Here is a 25,479-nt window from a genome sequence, read left to right on the forward strand (position 1 = left end):
CCCCCCTCACCCCAGCCGGTCGTCCAGCGGCACCTGCCACACCCCCGGCAGCTGCCCGTCCAGCTCGCCCGGCTCGAACCGGCACATGCCGACCGCGTGCCAGAACTCGCCGGTGACGTCACCCTCGTACTTGTAGCCGCCGGACGGCGCGAGGGCCGCCCAGCCGCCGGGCATGCCGACCAGGGTGACCCGCAGGGTCGCCGGGGCGTCGGCGGGGACGTTCCACAGCCGTACCGTGCCGTCCTCGCCGCCGCTGGCCAGCAGCGAGCCGTCGGGGCTGAAGGCCACGGCGAGGATCCGGCCGGTGTGGCCCGTCAGCACCGCCGTCTCCGCACCGGTGCCGGGGTTCCACAGGCGGACCGTGCGGTCGTCGCCCGCCGTCGCCAGCAGGGGGCGCGAGGGGTGGACCGCCGCCGTCCAGAGCTTGCCGGTGTGGCCCGTCAGCCGGTGGCCGATCTCGCCGTCCTTCCAGATCACCGCCGTACCGTCCCAGGAGGCGCTGGCCAGCCAGGAGCCGTCCGGCGCGAAGGAGACGGCGTACACCCGGTCGGTGTGGCCGTCGAGTTCGGTGGTGATCCGGCGGTCCTCCACGTCCCAGACGCGCACCTTGCGGTCGTCGCAGCCGGTGGCGAGGACCGCGCCGTCGCGCCGGAAGGCGATCGCGCGGACCCGCCCGTAGTGCTCGCGGATGGTGGCGACGTGCGCTCCGGTGGCCCGGTACCACAGCCGTACCGTGTCGTCGTCGTTGGCGGTGGCGAGGAGTTCGCCGTCGGCGCTGAACGCCTCCGCCCACACGTGGTCGGTCTCGACGTCCAGTTCGCGCTGGTACTCACCGGTGGCCGCGTTCCACAGGTAGACGTCGCCGTCGCTGCTCGCGGTGGCCAGCAGGGATCCGGAGGGGCCGAACGCCGCCGACACCAGGCGGTCGCTCTGGCCGGTCAGTTCGCGCAGCCGCCGGCCGGAGGCGGACAGCCACACCCGGACGACACCGTCGTTGCCGCCCGCCGCGAGCATCGAGCCGTCGGCGCTGAAGGACAGGGTGCCGATGCGCCGTCCGTGGCCGCGCAGAATGCGCCGGCCCTGGCCGGTGGCCGGCTCCCACAGCCGTACGACACCGTCGTTGCCGCCGGTCACCAGCAGTGTGCCGGGGCCCTGGGCGGGCGTGTCGCCGTGCGGGCGGAACTTGCACACCCACACCGAGCCGCGGTGCTCGGGCGGCTGCCGGTTGAGCGGGGCCGCGACCGGGTCGGCCCCCGGGTCGATCCGCCACAGCCGGACCACCCCGGCGCTGTCCCCGGCGGCGAGCAGGGTCCCGTCGGGGTCGAACAGCACCTGGTACACGGCCCCTCGGCAGCCGCCGAGCAGCCCGGCGGAGCGCCCGCTGGCCAGGTCCCACAGCCGCACCTCCCCCTCGGTGTCACCGCTGACCAGCAGGGCGCCGCCGGGATGGAAGTCCAGGGTGTAGACACGCCCGGAGTGTCCGGTGAACTCGTGCCGCAGGCTCCCCGTGGCGACGTCCCACAGCCGGACCGTGCCGCCCGGACGGTCGTCGCCGCGGCCGGTGACGGCCAGCAGGGTGCCGTCCGGGCTGAACCGCGCCCGGTACACCGCGCCCTGGTGGCCCGCCAGTTCGCCGCTCTGCCGGCCGGTGTCCAGGTCCCACAGGCGTACGGCGCCGGCGGCGTCCCCGGTGACCAGCGAGGTGTCGCCCGGCCCGAACGCCACGGTGTAGACGGGCGCCGTGTGGCCGGGCAGCCGGTGCAGCGGGGTGCCCGAGGCCGGGTCCCAGACGGTGACCACGCCGTCGGCGTCGCCGGTGACCATGCGGGTGCCCTCGGCGTTGAGGACGACCGGCCACACGCCGTCCGGGTGGATCTCCAGCCGGTGTGCGCAGCGACCGGAGACCGGGTCCCACAGGCGTACGGTTCCGTCGGAGCTGCCGGTGGCCAGGACCCGGCCGCGGAACTTGACGGCGTACACCCGGCCGGTGTGGCCCTGCAGGGTGCGCAGGGGGATGCCGGTAGCCGCGTCGCAGACCAGGACCCCGCCGTCCTCGCTGCCCACGGCGAGCAGTTCGCCGTCGGGGCTGTAGGAGATGGGTTCGGGCAGCCGGCTGGTGCGCATGTCGAAGCCGTACGGCACGCCGACCGCGGAGGGCCGGAAGCCGGAGTCGACGGCCATGCCGGGCGCGATCGCCGCGGTGGCGAGCTCGGGCCGGCCGGCCAGCGGCCCGATGGCCGCCGAGATCAGCGCCGCCCGCCGCCACCGGCCGCCGTCCACCCGGGCGCCGGTCAGGTCGGTGCCGATCAGCCGGGCCCGCCTGAGGTCGGCGCCCCGCAGGTCGGCGCCCGTCAGATCGGCACCGTCGAGCCGTGCGCCGGTCAGCCGGGCGCCGCGCAGGACCGCCCCGGAGAGGTTGGCCCCGACCAGCCGGGCGTCGGTGAGGTCGGCGCGGGTGAGGTCGACGCCGGAGAAGTCACGGTGGGACAGGTCCTCCCCGGCCAGGGCGGCGCCGCGCAGATCGGTGTGGGCGGGCACGCGGAGCCGGCTGAGGATCTTCACGGCGTTGGCGTGACCGGCGTCCAGGGAGGCGTCCTGCACGGTGCCGGACAGCTCGCGCTCGGCCCACGCCTGGCAGACCCGGTGGTCGGCGAGGTCGCACAGGAACTCCACGGCCAGCTGGCTGAGTTGGCGCCGGCCGAGCAGGGTGCTGTCGCCGCCGGTGAGCCCGTGGGCGCACTCCCGGGCGACGAGCCACTCCACCACCGAGCCGTGGATGAACCGGAACACACCGTCGTCGCTGCGCACCAGCAGGCTGCCGGAGCCGATGGCGTGCGCGGTCTGCGGCACCGAGAGGCGGGCGTCCGCGAGCCCGGTCAGGGTCTCGGCGACGTCGGTCAGCTCGTCCAGGCGCAGTGAGTCCTGTCCGCTCTCCCACAGCCGCAGGGCGAGCGCGGTGACCGCGTCCCACAACTGGTCCACGGAGAGTCCCGGCGCCCGGCCGGGACTGCCGCTGCCGCGCTCCGCCTCGAAGCCCAGCCAGGCGGTGAGGACCTCCTCGTACAGTCCGGCGGGGCTGAGGGCGCGCCCGGCGCCGGCGACCGCGCGCAGCCGGTCGTCGTCGAGGTCGGCGACGAAGCCCAGGAGCCGGGGGTTGCGGCACAGGGCGAGCAGGTCGGGGATGGCGTCGAGCAGCGCCAGCCGGTGGTCGGCGACGCGTTCGTCGCCGTGGTAGCGGTTGACCAGGTAGGCGCGGATCTGCTGCGGGGTGAACTCCTGGACGGCGAGGACCCGGCGGTGCGGGAGCAGCCCGACGCGTTCGCCGAGCGCGGTGAGCACCTGGCCCTGGGAACGGAAGTGCTGGGTGCGGCTGGAGACCACGATCTTGGCGCTGTCCACGGCGGAGTCCAGCAGCACCTGCAGGCGTTCGGCGGCGCGGTCGTAGGTGACCTGGTTGACGAGTTCGTCGAAGCCGTCGAAGAGCAGCACGATCCGGCCCTGCTGGAGCATGTACCTGAAGGCCCGCAGGTCGATGTTGTCGACCCCGTGGGCGGCGAGGTGGGCGGCGACGAGGCCCTCGAAGGAGTACGCCCGGTCCAGCGCGTTCAGTTCGACCAGCAGCGGGACCAGGTGCGGGAGTTCGGTGGGGACGCGGCGGGCGAGCTCGCGCAGCGCGAAGGTCTTGCCGTGCCCGAAGTCGCCGAGCAGCAGCAGGAAGCGCCCCTGGTCGGAGTCGAGCAGCCGGAGCATCTCGTCGACGAGCCCGTCACGGTCCTCGGCGTCGAGGCGTTCCCCCTCCCGGTACCGCTGCGGCAGGTACATGCCCGAGGGATAGCGCGGGTCGGTGCGCAGCCGCTCGCTCTGCGCGGCGACATAGCCGCGCAGGTCCAGCAGGCCCTGGAACTCGGTGAAGCTGCGCACCCGGACACCCCGGCGGCGGGCCGCGTCGCGCAGCTCGCGGGCGGGCGGCGGCCCGTCGTGGACGAGTTCGGCCTCGGTCTCCGCGTCGGCGGCGTGCACGAAAGCCACGAACCGGTCGACGTCCTGCTCGGTCGGGGTGCCGGTGTGCACGGCGACGCGCTGCTGCCGCACGAAGCCGGACTGGGTCCAGGTGACGAGCAGTTGCGGCAGCGGCCCGTCGACCTGACGGATCTGGGCGCCCTCGTGGCGGGTGCGGCAGACCTCGGCGACCCGGGCGAGCAGGATCTCCACCGGGCTGGTCAGGGCGCGCGGCTCCGGCTCGGGCTCCGGGGCGCCGGCGCGGCCGGCGGAGGGCGCGGGGTCGGTGCCGGGCGTGGCCCCTTCCGGGCCGAGGGCGCGGTGGGCCCGGTGCCACCGGACCGGCCGCCGCTGCGGCTCCTGCGGCCCGTCCCAGACGGCCACTCCGTCCCGGCCGACCCGCAGCAGCTGGTGCCGGCCGGGCCCGACGGCGCCGATCACCGGCACCTCACCGGAGGCGGTGGTGAGGACGGGCGGCGCACCGGGGCCGGTCGGGCCGTGCAGCAGCAGGTGCAGCCGGGGAGCGGTCAGCCGGGTCAGTACGTCGGTGTCGCGCAGCGGCCCGGCGCCGTCCAGCGCGGCCGTACCGGCGCGCCGCACGCCGGGGGCGGCCGGGCGTACGGCACCGGGCGCGTGGCGTACGACGCCGATCCTCAGCCATCCCTCGGTCTCGTGCGGCCGCAGCGCCTGCGCGAACCAGGCGGCCTGCTCACCCCCGACCATCCCGTACTGGTCGTCACGCCGGTGGCTGTAGGCCATCGAGGAGTTCAGCCCCGCGACGACGGTGTGCAGCTCCGGCACGGGAAAGAGGGTCCACGGCTGATCGCTGTCGAAGACGACGTCGAGCCCCTGGTACAGCTCCTGGAACAGCCTTGCGAAATGCCGCCACTTGGGCCAGTACGGCGGCCGGGGCGGCATCTCGTCGGCCTCACAGGTGCTGAAGTAGGCCCGGCAGGCCGCCTGGTTGACGTCCTGGCCGCCCGGGACGAGGGCGACCCGGTGCGGTTCGAGCCCGAGCAGCGCCCGCAGCCCGGTGAGGAAGGCGAGGGCCTGCTCGAACTCGCGCCGGCTGCCGGAGGCGGTCAGGTCGCCGGTGACCACCAGCAGGTCCGGGGACGGCGCCCCGGCATCCGCCAGCTCGACCAGGTCGCCCCAGATGGCCGCCTGCAACTCGGCGGGGTCCTGCCCGCGGCCGAAGGCGGGCCCGGCCAGCTGGAGCACGGTGACCGACTCCTGCTGGCCCGCCGCTGCGGACGCCCGCGGATACGACGGCGGCGCGGCGGGTCTGCGCCGCCCCGCCCACCCGGGCCCGCCGAGCGGCCGCCCGGGCCCCGGGGAGGTCGCGGCAGGCGGTACGGGATGCCCGTGCGCCCCTGGGTAACCGGGCGCCAGGCTGGGCCGGGCCCGCCCGTCGAGGGCCTGCCGGACCCGGGCGAGCAGCAGGTCCCGGGCCGCCGCCGGATCGGCGACCGGCACCAGGTCCACATAGGTGATGGTGGCCAGCAGCCCCTCCACCGGGATGTCCTCGACCCGCACGGTGATCAGCCGCCGCTCCGGCGCGTCCGGGTCGGCGCGCAGCGCGGCCTGCCACTCCATCCGCCCGTACCGGGAGCGTTCGTAGTTGCGCGAGAGTACGGCGATGACGGCGGCGGACTCACTGACGCCCCGGTCCATGAAGTCGACGAAGTTCGTGCCCGGTACGAAGTCCCAGGCCTGCAGGACCGTACGGTATCCGGCCTCCTCCAGGGTCCAGGCGATCCAGGACGCCCAGCGTTCGTCGGCCGGCGAGTAACTGATGAAGAAGTCCAATGGCCCGGTGTCCCCCGGGGTGATCTGACGAGCCACCATGTATTCAATGATGCCGTGAGAAGACAGGGCGACACCGGTGGTTTCCAGGCGTTCGACTGCGCACCGGTCACAGCGGGGCACAAACGTGCGACCCTTCCAACCGTGCGAGCCTCATTGCTGCGTCTGCATGTCCTCGACCGGGTGGCGATCGCCCTGCTGGTGGCCGGACTGCTCTGCGTGGCCACGGGTTTGCTGCCCACCGCTGCCGCGTCCGGCGCGATGACCCGCGTCGCCCCGCTGCTGGCCTTCCTGGGCACGGTCATCGTGCTGGCCGAACTGACCAGCCGCGCCGAGGTGTTCGACGTGGTGGCGGCGCGGGTGGCGCGGGCCGGACGGGGCAGTTATCCGCTGCTGTTCCTGCTGTGCGTGGCCTTCGCCTCGGTCACCACGATCGCCCTGAACCTGGACACGACGGCGGTCCTGCTCACTCCGGTGATGCTGGCGCTCGCGTCCCGGGTGGGCATCGCGCCGGTGCCGCTGGCGATGACGACGGTGTGGCTCGCCAACACGGCGAGCCTGCTGCTGCCGGTGTCCAACCTGACGAACCTGCTCGCCGCCAACCGGGTCGCGCTGTCCCCGCTGGGCCTGGCGGCCCGGATGTGGGCACCGCAGCTCGCCGCGCTGGCCGTGACGATGGCTTGTTTGTGGCTGTTCTTCTGGCGCCGGGGCAGGCGTGGGGAGCCGGTGGTGGACGGTTCCGGCCTGATGGCCGCCGTACCGGTGTCGGGGCCGGGCGCGGCGCGCGCCGACGACGTACGGGTGGACGCCGCCGACCGCTATGTGCCGCCGGCCGTGCACCGGCCCGCCGATCCGGTGCTCTTCCGCGCCTGCGCGCTCGCGTGCGCCGGCTTTCTGCTGGCCATTCTGGTGGCCGACGTCCCGCTGTGGATGGCCTCCGCGACGGCCGCGCTCGTCGCCGTGGCCGCCTTCGCGGGACGCGACCGGTCCGCGCTCCGGCTGTCGCTCGTCCCCTGGCGGCTGCTGGTGATGGTGCCCGGCATGTTCCTGGTGGTCGAGACGTTCGACGCGCACGGGCTGCACGATCTGCTGGCTTCGGCGGTCGGGCAGGACGGCGGCACGCTCGGCCTGTTCCGCGCGGCGGCGGTGGGCGGCGGCCTGTCCAACGCCCTCAACAACCTCCCGGTGTACCTGGCCGGAGAGGCGGCCGTCCCCCTGGGCAACCACGACCAGCTCCTCGCCCTGCTGGTCGGCACCAACGCCGGCCCGGTGATCACCCCGTGGGCGTCCCTGGCCACGCTCCTGTGGTACGAGCGCTGCCACGCGTACGGGGTGCGCGTGCCGGTGGCGCGCCTGATGGGCACGGGCGCGGTACTGGCGACGGCGGCGGTGGCGGCCTCGGTGAGCGTGCTGGCGCTGGGGCGCTAGTACTCCTGTCCGGCGAGGCGCCGCCACTCGGCTCCTCCCTCGGGGGACGGGACCTCCGTCGCATGGGGGAGACGGTCTGCCACAGCGGACGACGCGCGGCTGCCACGTCCGTGGCCAGCATGTATGTCATGACCACGGAATCCGCTCGCCTCCCCGCTCCCGCGCCCGTATGGGCCCGTCGCGCCGCCCACTCCATCGCCCTGTGCGCCCTCCCCTCCGGCCTGTGGCGCATCGCCATGGCATCCGGTGTCCACGTCGGCTACAGCGACCGGGTCCTGCGGGACGTCTTCGACATCCCGGGCTGGGGTGTCGCGTACGTCGTCGGCCTCTCCGTCCTCTCCGAACTGGCCGCCCTGTTCCCGCTGCTCCTCGTGAGCGACCGGTGGCGGCCGCTGCGGCCCCGGGTCCTCGCCTCACTGGCCTGGACCGCCTCGGCCGTCCTGGTTCTGGTGGCGCTGTGGCAGGTCGTGGTCGCCCTGACGGCCGAGAGCCGGACGTACATGTCCAGCGGTACGGCACAGACCGTCTGGGGCATCACCTACGCCCCCCTGCTCGCCATCCCGGCCCTCATGACGGCGTTGACCTGGTCGTACACCAGGCGACTGCGCCAGCCGCCGGCCTTCACGACGCCGGGGAAAGCGGGCCGGGCGAGCCTGCCCGCGCCCGCTTCACTGTGTGCGTGCATCGCCGCGCGAGGCGAAGGGCGCAGGCGTAGCGGACGCCGACGAGGCTGAGACCGAGCCGACCAGGTCCAGCAGGTGCGGCAGCAGTTCCGGGCGGCCGGCGACGAAGGAACGCGCGGTGTCGGGGCCGTCGTAGCCGCCTGTGAACTCCGCCCCGTCCAGGTGCCTCAGGGCGACACCGGCCTCACGGGCCAGGAGCGCGCCCGCCGGGAGGTCGATCGCCTCGGCGCGGTAGCCCACGAAGCCGTCGATGTCGCCGCGGGCCAGCATCGCCCAGGCCACCAGGGGCGCCCAGAGCTGGAGCAGGCGCCGGGAGCGCAGTTCGAGGGTGTGCCGCAGGGAACAGGCCACGGGGTCGTCGCGCAGGACGCCGTGGCCCTGGGTCCAGGCCAGCAGGGGGCCGGCGGCGGACAGGGCCTGCCCGGGGGCGGCGAGCCGGCCGCCCGGGCCGTGGGCACCGCCGCCGCGCCGGGCGGACCACGTGCGGCCGGTCATCGGATCGTGGACGACACCCACCACAGGGGTGTCGTCCACGCACAGGGCGATGCCGACGACGTAGACGGCGAGCCCGATCACCACGTTGTTGCTGCCGTCGAGCGGATCGATGAGCCAGGTACGGCCACCGCCGTCGCCGGCGAGTTCGCCGGACTCCTCGGCCAGGATGCGGTCGCGCGGGAAACGGGCGCGGATCCGGCCGACCACGAGCCGCTCGGCGGCCACGTCCAGGTCGGTGACGACATCGCCGAGCCGGCCCTTGGTGCGGGCGGCGAAGCCGTCGGGGAAGCGGGACCGCAGCAGCGCCCCGGCCTCCTCGGCGGCGGTCACGGCCGTACGGTGCTCACTGCGGTAGCCGGGGTCAGGGTTCGGGCTCATGGATCCTCCTGAGGGCGGCCCGAGCGATCCGGGCGGTCTGGGTCGCGTCGCACGTCCGGCGGACCATGCGGTGCCCCGGCTCGGACAGCGGGCCCAGCGAGAGGTCCACCCGGCCGGGCAGGGTCCGCCCCAGCACCAGGGTGGCGGTGGGGCGGCCGTCCGGCACCACGGTGGTGTGGAACTCACCCGCCGGGAGGGCATAGGTCTGGCCCGGCGCACTGGTGTGTTCGGCGCCGGGGCGGCAGCGCACCAACCGCCGGGTGGGCCGCAGTTCGTCGATGCCCGAGGGATCGCTGAGCACCTCGAAGACCCGGTGGGTGGGTGCGCCGGTGTCGTCCTCGACGTCCATGTGCCGGTTGCCGAGCCGCCCGTACAGCACGGTGCTGGTCAGGTCCCAGCTGTGGCAGTGCACTTGGGGTGCGGTCCGGTCGGGTTCCGCCTCCGGTGTGCGGAAGACGTGGACGCAGACGCCGTCGTCGCCGTCGCGCAGGACGGGGAAGCAGACGAATCCCAGGGGATGGCGCACCGCGCGCAGGGCGCGGCGGCCCGAGGCGATCCCGTCCAGTTCCGACACGGCGTGCCGGATCAGCTCGGCGGTGGCGTGCCGCCGGGCGGCCCGTTCCAGGGCCGGGTAGTCCATGTTCCCTCCCCGTTGGCCGGAACACGGCGCTCACCTGCGGTACGGGTTCTCCGCGCGCAGCGCCTTGTCGATGATGTCGCCGACGTCAGGATCGGTGAAGGTCGACGGAAGCGGCAGGCCGAGCCGGTCGAGCAGGCGTCTGACCTCGTCGACGGTGGGCTCGTCGGCGAGCGGGACGGCCTCGCGCAGATCGAGCTTGACCGCCTGCTCGCGGCTCTGGTGCAGCTCGGTGACGTAGTAGTCGTACAGCGGCCGGTCCCGCTCCACGTACAGGCTGACCCGGCTCGGGTCGTCCTGGGTGATGATCAGGCAGGCGTCCGAGAGGTCGAAGCGCAGGGCCGGTGCCACCGAGGACAGGTGGACGTCGATCTCCAGGGTGTCCAGCCGCTGCCGGTGCCAACTGGCGGCCACGACCGTGGCGTACGCCTCCTTGCGGGTCCGTTCGAGGGTCCACTCGCCGAAGCCGCCCCCGAACGTGCTCCTGAAGCGCGCGTACGCGGTGCACACCTGGTCGTCGGCGGGATTGATGATGTCGATCTTCATGCTGAGGGAGCGCCGCTGCCGCTGTGCCTCCAGCACGCACTCGGGCAGCGTGACGGCGCGCAGATAGGTGCCGGTGCCGCCCTTGAACACCCAGCGGGTGGTGGCGCGCCGGGCCCGCTCGTGCGCGAGGGCGACCTCGGCTCCGGACAGCGTGCGCACCATCGCCAGGTCCTCGATGGCCCGGCCGGTCCCGGCGGTCGCGGCACGGATGTCGGCCATCCGCCGGCGGCGCTCGGTGAGCGAGCCGTACACGAGCGCCGCGAGCACGAGCAGGGTGGCGCCGGAGACGATGTTGGGGTCCATGTTCTGGTTGAGGACGTCCATCAGCCCGACGACCAGGGCGACACCGATGGCGACGACCCCGTCCAGGTTCCGGACGGCCCAGGCGATCCCGTTCTCCAGCCGGCGTCCGGCCCCCTGCGGTGTACTGCTCGTCACGTCCACCCTCCCCCGACGGTGGCTTCCATCGTAGGAGCAGGGACACCTCGTCAGCCATGCGTCAATCGGCCGTGAAATCGGCCGGGTCCAGTGCCCCTCGGCAGCCCCCAAGGCGGAAAGGGTGTTGGCGATGGCTGAAAGTGACGCGGGTCTGCCGTCCTGGTGACCGCCCCGACGACCACCCGCCCGGGCCGCCTGACCCAGCCGCCTGACCGCGGCGGAACGGGTCTCGGTCCGCCGAGGTGAACCGGGGGCGTTCGCTCACCTGCGCGATTTGACAGGGCGATGTGGCCCTTGATCACATCGGCTCCCAACGGAGCCGCGCGGGGGAGCGTCACGGCGCGTATCAGTCGTTTCCACCGACTGGCTTTGGCGCCTCTCCTGCTGTCGTTCCCCTCCAACAGCCGCTCCGGAAGTCTTCCTCATGTCCCTTGACCGCACGTCCTTTTCGCTGCGCCGCCCCGCTGCCGTCTGGCTGATCCCGGCGCTGTGGACCGTCGCTCTCGGCCTGTGGGGGCTGTCACGGCAGGGCAGTGTGTGGCGGGACGAGGCCGCGACCTGGCAGGTGGCCGAACGCTCCCCCGCCCAGATAGGGCACATGCTGGGGAACGTCGACGTCGTGCACGGGTGCTACTACCTGCTGATGCACGAGCTGTTCGCATGGTTCGGGCCCAGCACCACCACCCTGCGGCTGCCCTCGGTGCTGGCCATCGCGGTGGCGGCGGCGTGCGTGGCGGTCACGGGCCACCGGCTGGCCGGCCCATGGCCGGGACTGGCCGGCGGGATGGCGTTGGGGCTGCTACCGGCCGTGCAGTTCCACCTCCAGGAGGGGCGACCGTACGCCCTGGTCGCAGCGGGAGCCGGGATCTCCACACTGCTCCTCGTGACCGCGCTCCAAGGGCGTGCCCGGATGGTGCACTGGGCCGCGTACGGCGGCACCGTCCTGCTGATGGGCCTGCTGAACTGGCTCTCGCTCATGATCCTGCCGGCCCACCTGGCGACCCTGCTCTGGACCCGGGCCGGACGCGGACCGTGGGCGCGCTGGGCCACGGCATCCGCGGGCGCCACGGCCTGTGTGCTGCCCCTGGTCCTCTTCAGCCGGAGCCAGTCCGAGCAGGTGTCGTGGATACCACCGCTGACCTGGCACATGCTGATCGGGCCGGCCGTCCTGCTGGCGATCGGTGGCCTCGGTGCCCTGGCGGACCGGCCCCGGGCGGACCGGCCCCAGGCAGGCCGGACTTCCCGGGCGGGCCGGCTGTCGGTCGCGGCCGTCGGGCTGCCGTTGCTGGTGGTGCCGCACCTCATCCTGGTCGGCCTGTCCCTGGTCCAGCCGCTGTTCCTGGACCGGTACCTCCTCTTCAGCCTGCTGGGACTGGCGCTGCTGATCGGCAGGATCATCGGCTCGGCGACACAGGCGGTCGGGCTCAGGCGCCCGCGAGCGTCGATGTGGGTTCTTCCCGCGGCACTCACCGTCGCGATGGTGGCGCTCCTGCCGCAGTCCCTGGCCGAACGGTCCCCGGCGAGCCGGATCGACGACGTCAGGGCGATCGCGTCGGACGTACGGCGGCTGAAGGCGACCGGGGACGCGGTGCTCTTCGTCCCCGCGGCACGCCGGGACACCCGGTCCGTCACCCCGGACGCCTTCACCGGTCTGCGGGACATAGCTCTCGCTCAGAGCCCGGTGGACTCCGGGACCCTGAAGGGGCTGGAGGCGGATCCGCGGCGCATACGTCACGCGATGCTGGCCCAGCACCGGGTCCTGCTGGTGACGGACGCGGTTCAGGTGGCGAAGCCGGTCACGGCCGAGCGGGACCGCATGAAGATCGCCGTGCTGAAGAGGTACTTCACGGCCGTGGCCGACAAGCAGGTCCGTGGCCGCAGGGTGACGGTGTACGAGCGCCGGGCACCGACTCACTGATCCCGGGGCCGAGTTCGGGGGCGAGCGCGCCAACTGCTCCTTCTCGCCGGCGACTTCCAAGCCACCCCTGCCGCCTCGGCCATGTTCTCCCGCCCCATTGTGTTGTGCCTTGTGCGCCTCTACTGTTCGACTTTGCCTGAGTCTGTTTGATGCTGATTGCTCAGTCGGTATGGAGGCCGCAGTGCGGAGTGATCGGATCGGTTCAGAGGTCGCACGACCCGGTCGCCGCCGGTGGTGGAGGGCCGCCCTCGCGACGGCCGCGACCATCGGCCTGGCCACGGGCATGACCGCCCCCGCCGCGGCGCGGGACGCCGGCGGGCGGGCGCCCGCCGCCACGACTGCCGCAAGTCCGCGGGCGCACACGGTGAGTCTCGACGGCTACTCGTTCCTCGTCGACGGCAAGCGCACCTACCTGTGGTCCGGCGAGTTCCACTACTTCCGGCTCCCGAGTCCGGACCTGTGGCGCGACATCTTCCAGAAGATGAAGGCCGCCGGGTTCAACTCCACCTCGCTGTACTTCGACTGGGGCTACCACTCGCCGAAGCCGGGTGTGTACGACTTCAGCGGCGTGCGTGACGTGGACAAGCTGCTCGACATGGCCGAGGAGACCGGGCTCTACGTCATCGCGCGCCCCGCGCCGTACATCAACGCGGAGGTCGACAGCGGCGGTCTGCCCGGCTGGATGACCACCAGGGCCGGGCACAACCGCAGTGACGACCCGCAGTTCCTGAAGTACGCGGACGAGTGGCTCACCGAGATCGACCGGATCATCGCGCGCCACCAGCTGACCAACGGCACCGGGTCGGTCATCGCCTACCAGGTCGAGAACGAGTACTACAACGGCTCGGCCGCCGGCCGCTCCTACATGAAGCACCTGGAGGACAAGGCCCGCGCCGACGGCATCACCGTACCGCTGACCGGCAACAACAACGGCACCTTCAACTCCGGAACCGGCGCACTGGACGTCGACGGACCGGACTCCTACCCGCAGGGCTTCAACTGCTCCAACCCCTCGAAGTGGAACGGCGTACCCGACATCGGCTACGACCACCCCGCCGGCAAGCCGCTGTACTCACCGGAGTTCCAGGGCGGCGCCTTCGACCCCTGGGGCGGGCCGGGCTACGACAAGTGCGCCCAGCTGATCAACGACCGGTTCGCCGACGTGTTCTACAAGCAGAACATAGCCGTCGGCGCCACCGCCCAGAGCTTCTACATGACCTACGGCGGCACCAACTGGGGCTGGCTGGGCATGCCGGAGAACTACACGTCCTACGACTACGGGGCCGCCATCCGCGAGAACCGCCGGCTCGATCCGAAGTACTACGAGGACAAGCTGATCGGGTACTTCACGCAGTCGGTCGCCCCGCTGACCCGGACCGAGGCGATCAGGGCCACGCCGCCGGACGACTCGGCGGTCGTCGACACCGCCCGAATAAACCCCGACACCAGGACACAGTTCCACGTCCTGCGGCACGGGAACTCCACGTCCACGGCGGCCGACAGGACCCACATCTCGCTGGACCTCAACGCCCAGCCGTCCGCGGACACCGCCTACACCTGGGACGACCCCGACTCCGCGCTGCAGTACACCGGTTCGTGGTCGCACGTGGCCGACACGAGCTACACCGGCGGCGACTACCGGCACACCGAGTCGTTCTCGAACAAGGCCGGTGACTCGGTCACCGTCCCCTTCGACGGCACCGCGGTCCGCTGGATCGGCTCGAAGACCGGCAACCACGGCTACGCCGACGTCTACCTCGACGACACCAAGGCGGCGACGGTCGACGACTCCGGCAGCGAGGACCAGGCGGTGATCTTCCAGAAGTCCGGCCTGACGCCCGGAGCGCACACGCTGAAGATCGTCGTCAACGGGAACCACAGCTCGGGCTCGACGGACGACTACGTGTCCATCGACGCCGTCGACGTGCCGACGGCCGCCGCCTCGAACCCGACCTACCCGGTCGTGCCGCAGCAACCGGGCACCGCGATCACGCTCGACGGACGCGACTCGCACGTGATCGTGGCGAACTACCGGCTCGGGGACGCGCAGTTGCAGTACTCGACCTCGGAGATCATGACCAGCGCGACGATCGGCAACCGGGATGCCGCCGTGCTCTACGGCGACCCGGACAGCGACGGCGAGACCGTCCTTCACTACGCCTCCAGGCCCACCGTGACCACCAGCGGCGGCACGGTCACGACCACCTGGGACGCGGCCACCGGTGACCTGCGGCTGAACTACACGCACAAGGGCCTGATCCGCATCAGCGTCGACGGCGGCGGACAGCGCCCGCTTCTCCTCCTGGTGGGCGACAAGGCCACGGCGAAGACCTTCTGGCGTCAGGACACGGCGACCGGCCCGGTGCTCGTGCGCGGCACCCACCTGCTGCGCACGGCGACCAGCCTGGACGGCGGCCACACCGTGGCTCTGACCGGCGACAACGCCGATGACAAGAACATCGAGGTGTTCACCGCCGCCGACCACGTCACCTGGAACGGCGGGACGCTGGCCACCCGGGCGACCGACACGGGAAGCCTCGCCGGTGAGATCCCGGTCGCGGCCCCGGTCCACCTGCCGGCGCTGACCGACTGGAAGCACGCCGAGGAGTCCCCCGAAGCGGCCCCCGGATTCGACGACTCCCGCTGGCAGGTGGCCGACAGGACGACCACCAACAGCGTCTCCGGCGCCAACGCGCTGCCGGTGCTCTACGCGGACGACTACGGCTTCCACACCGGCAACACCTGGTACCGCGGCCGCTTCCGCGCGACCGGCAAGGAGACGGGCATCCACCTGGTCTCGGACTCCGGCGGCGGCGCGCAGGCGTTCTCCGCCTGGCTCGGCGGCACCTTCCTGGGCAGCTCCACCACAGGCAGCGCCGACTTCACCTTCCCGGCCGGTGCGGTGAAGGCCAAGGGTGACAACGTCATCTCCGTGCTCACGGTGAACATGGGCCACGAGGAGGACTACAACGCGACCAACGGCAACAAGGCCCCGCGCGGCCTGACCAGCGCCTCCCTGGTGGGGGCGCCGCTGACCTCCGTCACCTGGCGGCTGCAGGGCGTACGGGGTGGCGAGGACCCGCAGGACCCGGTGCGCGGCCCGCTCGCGACGGGCGGCCTGTACGGCGAACGGGCCGGCTGGTCCCTGCCGGGCTACCCGGACGGCAGCTGGAACCGGGTGTCCCTGCCGACGGCCGACACCCGGCCCGGGGTCTCCTGGTACCGCACCGACGTCAGCCTCGACCTGCCGCACGGCCAGGACACCTCGCTCGGGCTGACGTTCACCGACGACCCGTCACGCAGGTACCGCGCCACGATCTTCGTGAACGGCTGGCAGGTCGGCAACTACGTCAACTACCTCGGCCCGCAGGACACCTTCCCGGTCCCCAACGGCATACTGAACCCCAACGGCCACAACAGCATCGCCATCGCCGTGTGGAACCTGGACGGCAGCACCGGCGGGCTCGGCAAGGTCTCGCTCACCGACTACGGCAGCTACGCATCGTCCCTGCAGGTCGCGCAGAACGACAGCCCCCGCTACGACCAGCGGAGGTACGCGATGCCGCGACGCCCGGGAGCGGACGTCAGCCTGGACGTGCCGGACACCGCCCGGTCAGGACAGGCCTTCACGGCCGAGGCGACGGTGCGGGTCCCGCAGGACCGGCCGTCCGCCTCTCGCCTGACGGCCTCGCTCTCCGTGCCCGACGGCTGGAACGCGAGCGCCACGAGCCCCACGTCGGTCCCGCGCCTGGGTCCCGGCGGATCAGCCTCCTTCACCTGGAAGGTCCGGCCGCCCGCCGGGCAGCTGCCGTCCGCCTCGGCACTCACCGCCACGGTGCACTACCGGCAGAACGGACGGCGGGCCACCGGCGGTGACGAGCGCATCGTCGGCGGAATCCCGCCGGCTCCACCGACCGGGAAGAGCGCTGTGAGCGACCTGCCGTTCCTGTCGTCCACCAACGGGTGGGGTCCGGTGGAGCGCGACAGCAGCGTGGGCGAACAGGCAGCCGGGGACGGACGCCCGCTCAGTATCGCCGGTGTCCGCTACGCCAAGGGCCTGGGCACCAACTCCGTCAGCGACGTCGAGCTCTACCTCGCCGGAAACTGCTCCCGGTTGACGGCGGACGTCGGCGTCGACGACGAGACGGGCGGTGCGGGAACGGTGACGTTCTCCGTGATCGCCGACGGCAGGACCCTGGTGACCACGCCGACGCTCCGGGGCAGACAGGCCGCCCTGCCGGTCGACGTCGACATCAGCGGCGCCCAGGTGGTCGACCTCAAGGTCGGTGACGCCCAGGACGGCAACGGCAACGACCACGGAGACTGGGCGCTGCCCACGCTGACGTGCGCCGCGGGTGCGGCCTCCTGACACCGGCCTCGTCCGACCTCGTCACAGACCCACGATCTTGTTCCATCGCTGTGCGAACTCCACCCGTTCCGTGGACGTGATGTCGCGGGCGATGGCGAGGCGGGACCGCATGGTGGAGTCCGGGAAGATCAGCGGGTTGTCGGCGAGGGCGGCGGTGTCCTTGTCCTTCGAGGCGGCCAGGACCTCCCTGGCCGCCGGGACCGGGCAGACGTAGTTGACCCAGGCGGCGAGCTTCGCGGCGGTCTCGGGGGCGTAGTAGTAGTCGATCAGGCGCTCGGCGTTGGCCTTGTGGCCGGCCCGGTTGGGGATCATCAGGGAGTCCGACCACAGCTCGGCGCCCTCCTCGGGCACGAGGAAGCGGATGTCGGGGTTGTCCGCCTGGAGCTGGATGACGTCGCCGGAGTACGCCTGGCAGGCCAGCACGTCCCCGCTGACCAGGTCCTTGGTGTAGTCGTTTCCGGTGAAGCGGCGTATCTGGCCGCGCTGGACCTCCCGCTCCACCTCGTCGCAGACGGTGTGGAAGTCGTCCGCCGTCCACCGGGTGATGTCCACGCCGTTGCCCTGCATGAGCAGAGCGAACGACTCGTCCAGGCCGGACAGGAGGGTCACGCGGCCCTTCAGGTCGCTCGCCCAGAGGTCCTTGACGTGGCGGATCTCGCGGCCGAGTTTCCTGCGGTTGTAGGCGATGCCGGTGATGCCCGACTGCCAGGGCACCGTGAAGCGGCGGCCCCTGTCGAAGGCGGGCGAACGGAGCAGCGGGTCCAGGTACTTCGCCACGTTCGGCTGGTGGGCGCGGTCCATCTTCTGCACCCAGCCCAGCCGCACGAACCGGGCGCACATCCAGTCGCTGATGACGATCAGGTCGCGCCCGGTGGACTGGTGGTTCATCAGCGCGGGGCTGATCTTGCCGAAGAACTCGTCGTTGTCGTTGATCTCCTCGGCGTAGTCGACGGAGATGCCGGTGCGCTGCTCGAAGGCGTCCACGGTGGGCCGCTTGTTCGGGTTCTTGTCGTCGGTGTCGATGTACAGCGGCCAGTTCGCCCAGGTCAGCTTCTTGTCGGCCGTGGACTCGTCGGCGACGGCCCGGTCGCCCGGCGCGACATAGGCGGCGGGCACCCCGCAGCCGGCCAGGCCACCGAGCGCGGCGGCGCCGCCGAGGGCGCGCAGGAGGGAGCGGCGGGACATCGCGGACGTACGAGAGGAAGTCTGGGGCACCCGGGAAGGATGCCGTCCCGCCGGGTGGAGGGACAATCGACGCTGCGTCGAGCAAGGTCCCGCCTCGCCGACACCTTGTCGATCAGCGCCGTTGCGACCGGTCCCAGAGCCTCGCACGGAGACAGCGCGGCTCCGGACGGGGAGGTGACCCGTCCGGAGCCGCGCTGCGTTGCCGGTGCTTACGCGTCCAGGGACGTCATCACGTGCTTGATGCGCGTGTAGTCCTCGAAGCCGTACGCCGACAGGTCCTTGCCGTAGCCGGACTTCTTGAAGCCGCCGTGGGGCATCTCTGCGACCAGCGGGATGTGGGTGTTGATCCACACGCAGCCGAAGTCGAGCCTCTTGGACATCCGCATCGCGCGGGCGTGGTCCTTGGTCCACACCGAGGAGGCGAGGGCGTACTCGACGCCGTTGGCCCACTCGACGGCCTGGTCCTCGTCCGAGAAGGACTGGACGGTGATGACCGGGCCGAAGACCTCGTTCTGGATGATCTCGTCGTCCTGCTTCAGGCCGGAGACGACGGTCGGGGCGTAGAAGTAGCCCTTGTCGCCGACCTGCTGGCCGCCCGCCTCGACCTTGGCGTGGGCGGGGAGGCGCTCGATGAAGCCGGCGACCTGCTTGAGCTGGTTGGGGTTGTTCAGCGGGCCGAACAGGACGTCCTCGTCGTCCGGCTGGCCGGTCTTCGTCTCGGACGCGGTCTTGGCGAGCGCGGCCACGAACTCGTCGTGGATGGACTCGTGGACGAGGACGCGGGTCGCGGCCGTACAGTCCTGGCCGGCGTTGAAGAAGCCCGCGACCGAGATGTCCTCGACGGCCTTGGCGATGTCGGTGTCCTCGAAGACGACGACGGGGGCCTTGCCGCCCAGCTCCAGGTGGACCCGCTTGAGGTCCTTGGAGGCGGACTCGGCCACCGACATGCCGGCGCGGACCGAGCCGGTGATGGAGGCCATGGCCGGGGTCTCGTGCTCGACCATCAGGCGGCCGGTGTCACGGTCGCCGCAGATGACGTTGAAGACGCCCTTGGGCAGGATCGAGCCGATGATGTCGGCGATCAGGACCGTGGAGGCGGGGGTGGTGTCCGAGGGCTTGAGGACCACGGTGTTGCCGGCCGCGATCGCCGGGGCGAACTTCCACACCGCCATCATCATCGGGTAGTTCCAGGGGGCGACCTGGGCGCACACACCGACCGGCTCACGGCGGATGATCGAGGTCATCCCCTCCATGTACTCGCCGGCCGAGCGGCCCTCCAGCAGTCGCGCCGCGCCCGCGAAGAAGCGGATCTGGTCGACCATCGGCGGGATCTCCTCGGAGCGGGTGAGCCCGGTCGGCTTGCCCGTGTTCTCCACCTCGGCCGCGATCAGTTCCTCGGCACGCTCCTCGAACGCGTCGGCGATCTTGAGGAGGGCCTTCTGACGCTCGGCGGGGGTCGTGTCACGCCAGGCCGGGAAGGCGCGGGCGGCGGCCTCCATGGCGGCGTCCACGTCCGCCTCGCCGGACAGCGGCGCAGTCGCGTACGCCTCGCCCGTCGCGGGGTTGACCACCTCGGTGGTCCGTCCGTCGGCGGCGTCCCGGAACTCACCGTCGATGTAGTTGCGCAGACGACGCAGCTCGGTGCTCACTGCCGGCCTCCTGATCTGGTTCTTTGCGTCCACTCACTGAGACACCCACCCTAGCCGCCGGGCCCACGTTTTCAACACCCCCATCGCCACCAGTTCTGCGAAATCCGCAAGCTTCGGCCACTCAAACAACGAATTTCATCGCTGGAGGGTTGCGAAACTATCGAGACGTCGTGCACAGTGAGGTCGTGGCCAGTCGAAGCGCAGACCAGAGGGACTTCTCCCGCGAGTCCAGGAACGGCACCCCCCAGCTGGATGCCGTCTCCCTCGCCATCATCCAGCAGCTCCAGGAGGACGGCCGCCGGCCGTACGCCGCGATCGGCAAGGCCGTCGGCCTCTCCGAGGCGGCCGTGCGCCAGCGCGTCCAGAAGCTGCTGGACCAGGGCGTGATGCAGATCGTCGCCGTCACGGACCCGCTCACCGTGGGTTTCCGCCGGCAGGCGATGGTCGGGATCCACGTCGAGGGCGATGTCGAGTCGATCGCGGACGCGCTGACCGCCATGTCGGAAGTCGAGTACGTGGTGATGACCGCGGGCTCGTTCGACATCCTCGCCGAGATCGTCTGCGAGGACGACGACCACCTGCTGGACGTCATCAACAAACGCATCCGGTCCCTGCCCGGCGTGCGCTCCACCGAAAGCTTCGTCTACCTGAAGCTGAAGAAGCAGACCTACATGTGGGGAACCCGATAACCGTGAGGACCCGATAACCGTGAGCACCAAGGACCTCAGCCGCACCGCGTACGACCACCTGTGGATGCACTTCACCCGCATGTCCTCGTACGAGAACTCCCCCGTCCCGACCATCGTCCGGGGTGAGGGCACCTACATCTACGACGACAAGGGCAGGCGCTACCTCGACGGTCTCGCGGGTCTGTTCGTGGTCCAGGCCGGCCACGGCCGCACGGAACTCGCCGAGACCGCCTTCAAGCAGGCCCAGGAGCTGGCCTTCTTCCCGGTGTGGTCCTACGCCCACCCGAAGGCCGTCGAGCTGGCCGAGCGCCTGGCCCACCACGCCCCGGGCGACCTGAACAAGGTCTTCTTCACCACGGGCGGCGGCGAGGCCGTCGAGACCGCCTGGAAGCTCGCCAAGCAGTACTTCAAGCTGCAGGGCAAGCCGACCAAGTACAAGGTCATCTCCCGCGCGGTCGCCTACCACGGCACCCCGCAGGGCGCCCTGTCCATCACGGGCCTGCCCGGCCTGAAGGCCCCCTTCGAGCCGCTCGTCCCGGGCGCGCACAAGGTGCCGAACACCAACATCTACCGCGCCCCGCTCTTCGGTGACGACCCGGAGGCCTTCGGCCGCTGGGCCGCCGACCAGATCGAGCAGCAGATCCTCTTCGAGGGCCCGGAGACCGTCGCCGCGGTCTTCCTGGAGCCGGTGCAGAACGCCGGCGGCTGCTTCCCGCCGCCGCCCGGCTACTTCCAGCGCGTGCGCGAGATCTGCGACCAGTACGACGTCCTGCTCGTGTCGGACGAGGTCATCTGCGCCTTCGGCCGCCTCGGCACGATGTTCGCCTGCGACAAGTTCGGCTACGTCCCGGACATGATCACCTGCGCCAAGGGCATGACCTCGGGCTACTCCCCGATCGGCGCGTGCATCATCTCCGACAAGCTCGCCGAGCCGTTCTACAAGGGCGACAACACGTTCCTGCACGGCTACACCTTCGGTGGCCACCCCGTGTCGGCCGCGGTGGGCCTCGCCAACCTCGACCTGTTCGAGCGCGAGGGCATCAACCAGCACGTGCTCGACAACGAGGGCGCCTTCCTGCAGACCCTGCAGAAGCTGCACGACCTGCCGATCGTCGGCGACGTCCGCGGCAACGGCTTCTTCTACGGCATCGAGCTGGTGAAGGACAAGAACACCAAGGAGTCCTTCAACGAGGAGGAGACCGAGCGCGTCCTGTACGGCTTCCTCTCCAAGGCGCTCTTCGACAACGGGCTGTACTGCCGTGCCGACGACCGCGGCGACCCGGTCATCCAGCTCGCCCCGCCGCTGATCTCCAACCAGGAGACCTTCGACGAGATCGAGCAGATCCTGCGCGCCACCCTCACGGAGGCGTGGACGAAGCTCTGAGCCTTCCCGGAAGGTCCGCTCCTTCCCCCGGAAGGTCCGATCATCCGACCGGCTGATCGACACCGGCCCCGGTGCCTCCGTTCGAGTGGGAACGGCGGCCCGGGGCCGTGTGCTGTCCGGGCTGCCGCAGAACACCTGCCTAGCGTTCCAGTGACCGATCGGCCCATCCTTCGTTCCCCCGCACGAGGGACGAGGCAGGGAAAGCGGATCAGAACCGAGGTGTGACGCGCATGGAGGCCCCGCCGGACAACGACGTGCTCTGGGCACGCTCGCTGCACTTCAGGTACCCCGACGGGTCACCCGGACTGGCCGGGGTCGCACTCGCCGTGCGCGAGCGCGAGATCGTCGCCGTCTCCGGCCCGCGTGGCAGCGGCAAGACGACCCTGCTGGGCTGCCTGTCCGGCCTGCTGCCGGTACGGCACGGCGAGGTGTGGTTCAACAGCACCCCCCTGCACACCCTCGGCCCGACGCGCCGCGAGCAGCTGCGCCGGGACCGCTTCGGCTGGATCGACCCCGTACCGGCCCTGGTCCCCGAGCTGAACGCCTGGGAGAACGTCGCCCTCCCCCTGATGCTGCGCGGCACCGGCCGCCGCAGGGCGAAGGTCACCGCGCGGGAGTGGCTGGAACGGCTCGACGTCGGCGGCAAGGCACGGTGCCGCCCGCACGCGCTCCAGCAGACCGAGCGCCAGCGGGTCTCGATCGCCCGGGCACTGGCCGCGGCTCCCATGATCCTCTTCGCCGACGAGCCGACGGCCCCGCTGCACCGCACCGACCGCACCCAGGTCCTGCGCACCCTCATCACGGCCGCACGCTCGCACGGCATCACCGTGGTCCTCGCCACGCACGACCCCGAGACGGCCGCCCTCGCCGACCGCACCGTGGGCCTGCTCGACGGGCGGAGCGTGCGCACCGTGCACCTGCCGGAGGCACCGGACACGGAGGGCCGCGCCGCGTGGTCGCTCTCCGTCTGACCCGTACGGCGCGGCCCGCCGTCCAGCTGCGCCGTCTGCTGGTCGCCGCGGCCTCGGCGGGCACCGGCTTCCTGCTCCTGTCCTGCCTGGGCTACGCCCTGAACCACCCCGAGTCCCCGTCCACCGCCGCGCTGCGCCTGGCCTGGTGCACGGTGCCGGTCGCCGCCACGGCGTACCTGGCGCTCGCCGTCGCCCGCACCGACCCCGGCACCCGGCCACGCCCCGGCCTGTCCGCCGTGGGCCTCGGCCCGGCGCGGCTGATGGCCGTCTCGGCACTGACGACCGCCCTGTCCTGCACCCTGGGCTCGCTGCTCGCCCTGCTGGTCTTCCTGCACCTGCGCGGGGATCTGACGGGCATGCCCTTCGACGGCGCGGCGGCGGACTTCCTGGCGGCGGACGTGCCCTTTCCCGCCCCGGCGACCCTGACCCTGCTGTGCCTGCCCCCGGCCGCCGCGTCGGCCACCGTGGCCCTGGCCCTGCGCCCGAAGGACCCGGGCCCCGCCGCCCCCGGCCCGCGCGCACACGGCCGCTTCGGCTCGTTCGGCTACGCGGCGGCGCGGGAGAGGTTCGGCTCGTACGCCCGGTTCGGCGCCCGCCTCAGCCCCGAGGCCGCGGGGATCGGCCACCGCCCCGTCGGTGAGCCCGCGGCCGGTCGCGCCGCTGGAGTGGCGCCTGTCCCACAGAAGGTGCCGGGCGACGCGACCGGCCTCGGGCCCCAGCCGCCGGACAGCGCCGCCGACGCCGGACCCCGGACCCCGGATGCCGACTGGGCCGACGTCGCCCCCGCGTCCCCCAACGACGCGCCCGTGGGCCTCCCTTGGGGCATCGCCCTCCTCGCCACCGGCCTGACGGCACAGGCGTACGCCGACGGGTCGTCCCTCGCCGTCCTCACCGGCTGGCTCCTGACCGCGACCGGTCTCGTCCTCGCCTCCCCCGGTCTCACCCACCTGTGCGGCCGCCTCCTCCAGTGCACCCGCCCGGGCGCCCTCCGCCTCCTCGCCGGCCGGTTCCTCATGGCGGAGGCCACCCGGGTCGGCCGCCCCCTGGGCGTCGTCTGCGCGGTCGCGTCGGCCGGCTTCACCATGACCACCCTGTACGCCCGCTCGGCACCGGCGTTCGGCCCCCTGACCACCTTCGGCACGCTGCTCGTCGCCGGCTGCACGGTCGCCACGCTCCTCACCGCGGCCGTGGAGACCCGCCAGTGCCGGGCCGGCACGAGGGCCGCGCTGCTCCGCCTCGGCGCCCGGGTCACGACGCTGCGCGCCGCCGCGGCCCTCCGCACGGCGGCCCTGCTGGCGCTCTTCGGTCCGCTCACCCTCGGCGTCGCCGCCCTGGCGGCGCTCCCCGTGACCCGCTGACCCACTGAGCCGCTGAGCCGCTGAGCCGCCCTCCGCAAGAAAAATCTCCGGCGACCGATGAGTTCTCCCGGGGCCCGGGGTCTACCCCCTCGAACAGACCCACCCCGGAACGAAGCCACGGAAGCGAGAGTCCCGTATGTACCAGCAGATGATCTTCGTGAACCTGCCCGTGAACGACCTCGACGCGTCGAAGAAGTTCTTCACGGAACTCGGCTACACCATCAACCCCCAGTTCAGCGACGAGAACGCCGCCTCCGTGGTGATCAGCGACACCATCGTCGCGATGCTGCTCACCAAGCCGTTCTACGCGACCTTCACCGACAAGGAGATCGCCGACGCGACCAAGAGCAGCGAGGTGCTGGTCTGTCTGAGCGCCGAGAGCCGCGAGAAGGTCGACGAGCTGGTCGACAAGGCGATCGCGGCGGGCGGCACGGCGAGCGGCCGCACCCAGGACCACGGCTTCATGTACGGGCGCGCCTTCGACGACCTCGACGGGCACACCTGGGAAATCATGTGGATGGACCCGGCAGCGGTCCAGGGCTGACGAACTGACCCGAAACGTCCGGGCGGTTAATAAGCAGGTAAAGTCAACGGCCGTTGGCGGCATATGCATTGACACTGCTTACGGAGCGCTTATAGACCTGTGAGCCTCCTGGGGGCGCTGGGGCCTCACCTCATCAGTCGCTCCAACTCCCCCTACAGCCCCCCGCAGTTATGCACTCTGTAAAGGACAAACGTGTCCATAACTCGCCGTAGCGCACGCCGTTCCGTGCGCATCCTGGGTGTTGCCTCCGCCTCGGCGGCGGTGGTGCTGGGTCTGTCCAGCTCCGCGCTCGCGTGCACCATCCGTGACTTCAAGGCCGAAGCCAAGTGCGACGGCGAAAAGGGCGTCATCGTCGTCACCGACACCGACGCCTCCCGCACCTCCGCCACCATCACCGTGTTCCTGAAGGGCGCGAGTGGTGTCGACACGCAGGTGGGCCAGCAGAAGGTCAAGGGCTCGGCCAAGGGCGCTCCCGTCACCTTCGCGGAGGACTGGAAGCCGAACGCGACCTACCGCGTCCACGTCACGGCCGCCCACAACATCGTCGACGAGGACATCCAGCCCGACCTGGTGACCTCGTCCACCGCCTGCAAGACCGAGAGCTCGACCCCGACGCCGCCGGCCAAGACGCCGAAGCCGAAGCCGTCGAAGTCCGCCCCGGCCGAGTCGGCGACCCCGACTCCGACGGCCTCCGAGTCCAGCTCCGCCCCGGCGGGCGCGCCGAGCAACGCGCCGTCCCCGGCGGCCGGTAACTCGAACCTCGCCGAGACCGGTGCCAGCTCCAACACCGGCCTGATCGCCGGCATCGCGGGCGCGCTGGTCGTCGTCGGCGGTGGCGCCGTCTTCCTCGGCATGCGCCGTCGCGGGACGCGCGGCAACGGCTGACGCCTCGCCTTCGTACACGGCCGCGGGGGGGGGGGGGGGGGGGGGGGGGGGGGGGGGGGGGGGGGGGGGGGGGGGGGGGGGGGGGGGGGGGGGGGGGGGGGGGGGGGGGGGGGGGGA

The 25,479-nt window shown here is 72.0% G+C and carries 16 protein-coding genes; 10 read left to right on the forward strand and 6 right to left on the reverse strand.

Features of this window, described 5'->3' with window-relative positions; all coding sequences use genetic code 11:
* Positions 1–6: 6 nt before the first annotated feature.
* A complete protein-coding gene (locus ACZ7HQ_RS39855; RefSeq protein WP_471000876.1) occupies positions 7–5,847 on the reverse strand; it encodes a WD40 domain-containing protein in 5,841 nt (1,946 codons plus the stop codon).
* 102 nt (positions 5,848–5,949) lie between these two features.
* On the opposite strand from ACZ7HQ_RS39855, the gene ACZ7HQ_RS39860 reads away from it, so the two are divergent.
* Complete coding sequence (locus ACZ7HQ_RS39860) at positions 5,950–7,233, forward strand: ArsB/NhaD family transporter (protein WP_471000879.1); 1,284 nt, start codon at positions 5,950–5,952, stop codon at positions 7,231–7,233.
* A gap of 128 nt (positions 7,234–7,361) precedes the next feature.
* Positions 7,362–7,967 (forward strand): hypothetical protein, encoded by a 606-nt coding sequence (locus ACZ7HQ_RS39865; RefSeq protein ID WP_471000882.1) that lies wholly within the window; start codon positions 7,362–7,364, stop codon positions 7,965–7,967.
* Here the strand turns inward: ACZ7HQ_RS39865 and ACZ7HQ_RS39870 are convergent.
* Genes ACZ7HQ_RS39870 through ACZ7HQ_RS39880 form a run of 3 tightly spaced genes read right to left on the reverse strand, consistent with a single transcriptional unit; the run spans position 7,902 to position 10,410 of the window.
* Positions 7,902–8,789, reverse strand: coding sequence for an inositol monophosphatase family protein (locus ACZ7HQ_RS39870; RefSeq protein WP_471000885.1), 888 nt, complete (start codon positions 8,787–8,789; stop codon positions 7,902–7,904). The two genes, ACZ7HQ_RS39865 and ACZ7HQ_RS39870, sit on opposite strands and share 66 nt — an antisense overlap.
* Positions 8,773–9,429, reverse strand: a complete 657-nt coding sequence (locus ACZ7HQ_RS39875) for a hypothetical protein (protein ID WP_471000888.1) — start codon at positions 9,427–9,429, stop codon at positions 8,773–8,775. Before ACZ7HQ_RS39875 ends, ACZ7HQ_RS39870 begins: the two co-directional genes overlap by 17 nt.
* Before the next feature lie 30 nt (positions 9,430–9,459).
* Entirely contained in the window at positions 9,460–10,410 is a 951-nt protein-coding gene (locus ACZ7HQ_RS39880) for a hypothetical protein (protein WP_471000891.1), read from the reverse strand.
* Between the two features lie 424 nt (positions 10,411–10,834).
* Between ACZ7HQ_RS39880 and ACZ7HQ_RS39885 the strand changes: the two genes are divergently transcribed.
* Both ACZ7HQ_RS39885 and ACZ7HQ_RS39890 read left to right on the forward strand, forming a co-directional pair.
* Positions 10,835–12,328 (forward strand): glycosyltransferase family 39 protein, encoded by a 1,494-nt coding sequence (locus tag ACZ7HQ_RS39885; protein ID WP_471000893.1) that lies wholly within the window; start codon positions 10,835–10,837, stop codon positions 12,326–12,328.
* A 283-nt stretch (positions 12,329–12,611) separates the two neighbouring features.
* Positions 12,612–16,697, forward strand: coding sequence for a beta-galactosidase (locus tag ACZ7HQ_RS39890; protein ID WP_471000895.1), 4,086 nt, complete (start codon positions 12,612–12,614; stop codon positions 16,695–16,697).
* Between the two features lie 21 nt (positions 16,698–16,718).
* Here the strand turns inward: ACZ7HQ_RS39890 and ACZ7HQ_RS39895 are convergent, their stop codons facing one another.
* Together ACZ7HQ_RS39895 and ACZ7HQ_RS39900 are read right to left on the reverse strand one after the other, a co-directional pair.
* Positions 16,719–17,882 carry a polyamine ABC transporter substrate-binding protein gene (locus ACZ7HQ_RS39895; protein WP_471000920.1) on the reverse strand — a complete coding sequence of 388 codons (1,164 nt, stop codon included), beginning with the start codon at positions 17,880–17,882 and terminating at the stop codon, positions 16,719–16,721.
* Between the two features lie 209 nt (positions 17,883–18,091).
* Positions 18,092–19,531, reverse strand: coding sequence for a gamma-aminobutyraldehyde dehydrogenase (locus ACZ7HQ_RS39900; RefSeq protein WP_471000897.1), 1,440 nt, complete (start codon positions 19,529–19,531; stop codon positions 18,092–18,094).
* 170 nt (positions 19,532–19,701) lie between these two features.
* Between ACZ7HQ_RS39900 and ACZ7HQ_RS39905 the strand changes: the two genes are divergently transcribed.
* The 6 genes from ACZ7HQ_RS39905 (at position 19,702) to ACZ7HQ_RS39930 (ending at position 25,362) form a co-directional block, all read left to right on the forward strand.
* Positions 19,702–20,220, forward strand: a complete 519-nt coding sequence (locus ACZ7HQ_RS39905) for an Lrp/AsnC family transcriptional regulator (RefSeq protein ID WP_471000900.1) — start codon at positions 19,702–19,704, stop codon at positions 20,218–20,220.
* Between the two features lie 19 nt (positions 20,221–20,239).
* A complete protein-coding gene (locus tag ACZ7HQ_RS39910; RefSeq protein WP_471000903.1) occupies positions 20,240–21,604 on the forward strand; it encodes an aspartate aminotransferase family protein in 1,365 nt (454 codons plus the stop codon).
* Between the two features lie 230 nt (positions 21,605–21,834).
* Positions 21,835–22,575, forward strand: coding sequence for an ABC transporter ATP-binding protein (locus ACZ7HQ_RS39915; protein WP_471000905.1), 741 nt, complete (start codon positions 21,835–21,837; stop codon positions 22,573–22,575).
* On the forward strand, positions 22,557–23,933 hold the full coding sequence (locus ACZ7HQ_RS39920) for a hypothetical protein (protein WP_471000908.1): 1,377 nt from the start codon (positions 22,557–22,559) through the stop codon (positions 23,931–23,933). The genes ACZ7HQ_RS39915 and ACZ7HQ_RS39920 overlap by 19 nt, the downstream gene beginning before the upstream one ends.
* A gap of 136 nt (positions 23,934–24,069) precedes the next feature.
* The gene (locus ACZ7HQ_RS39925; RefSeq protein WP_471000911.1) at positions 24,070–24,477 is read left to right on the forward strand and encodes a VOC family protein; all 408 of its coding nucleotides are present in this window, start codon (positions 24,070–24,072) and stop codon (positions 24,475–24,477) included.
* A gap of 192 nt (positions 24,478–24,669) precedes the next feature.
* Positions 24,670–25,362, forward strand: coding sequence for an LAETG motif-containing sortase-dependent surface protein (locus ACZ7HQ_RS39930; protein ID WP_471000914.1), 693 nt, complete (start codon positions 24,670–24,672; stop codon positions 25,360–25,362).
* Positions 25,363–25,479 lie beyond the last annotated feature (117 nt).

The organism is Streptomyces sp. NPDC037290, from assembly GCF_055603245.1.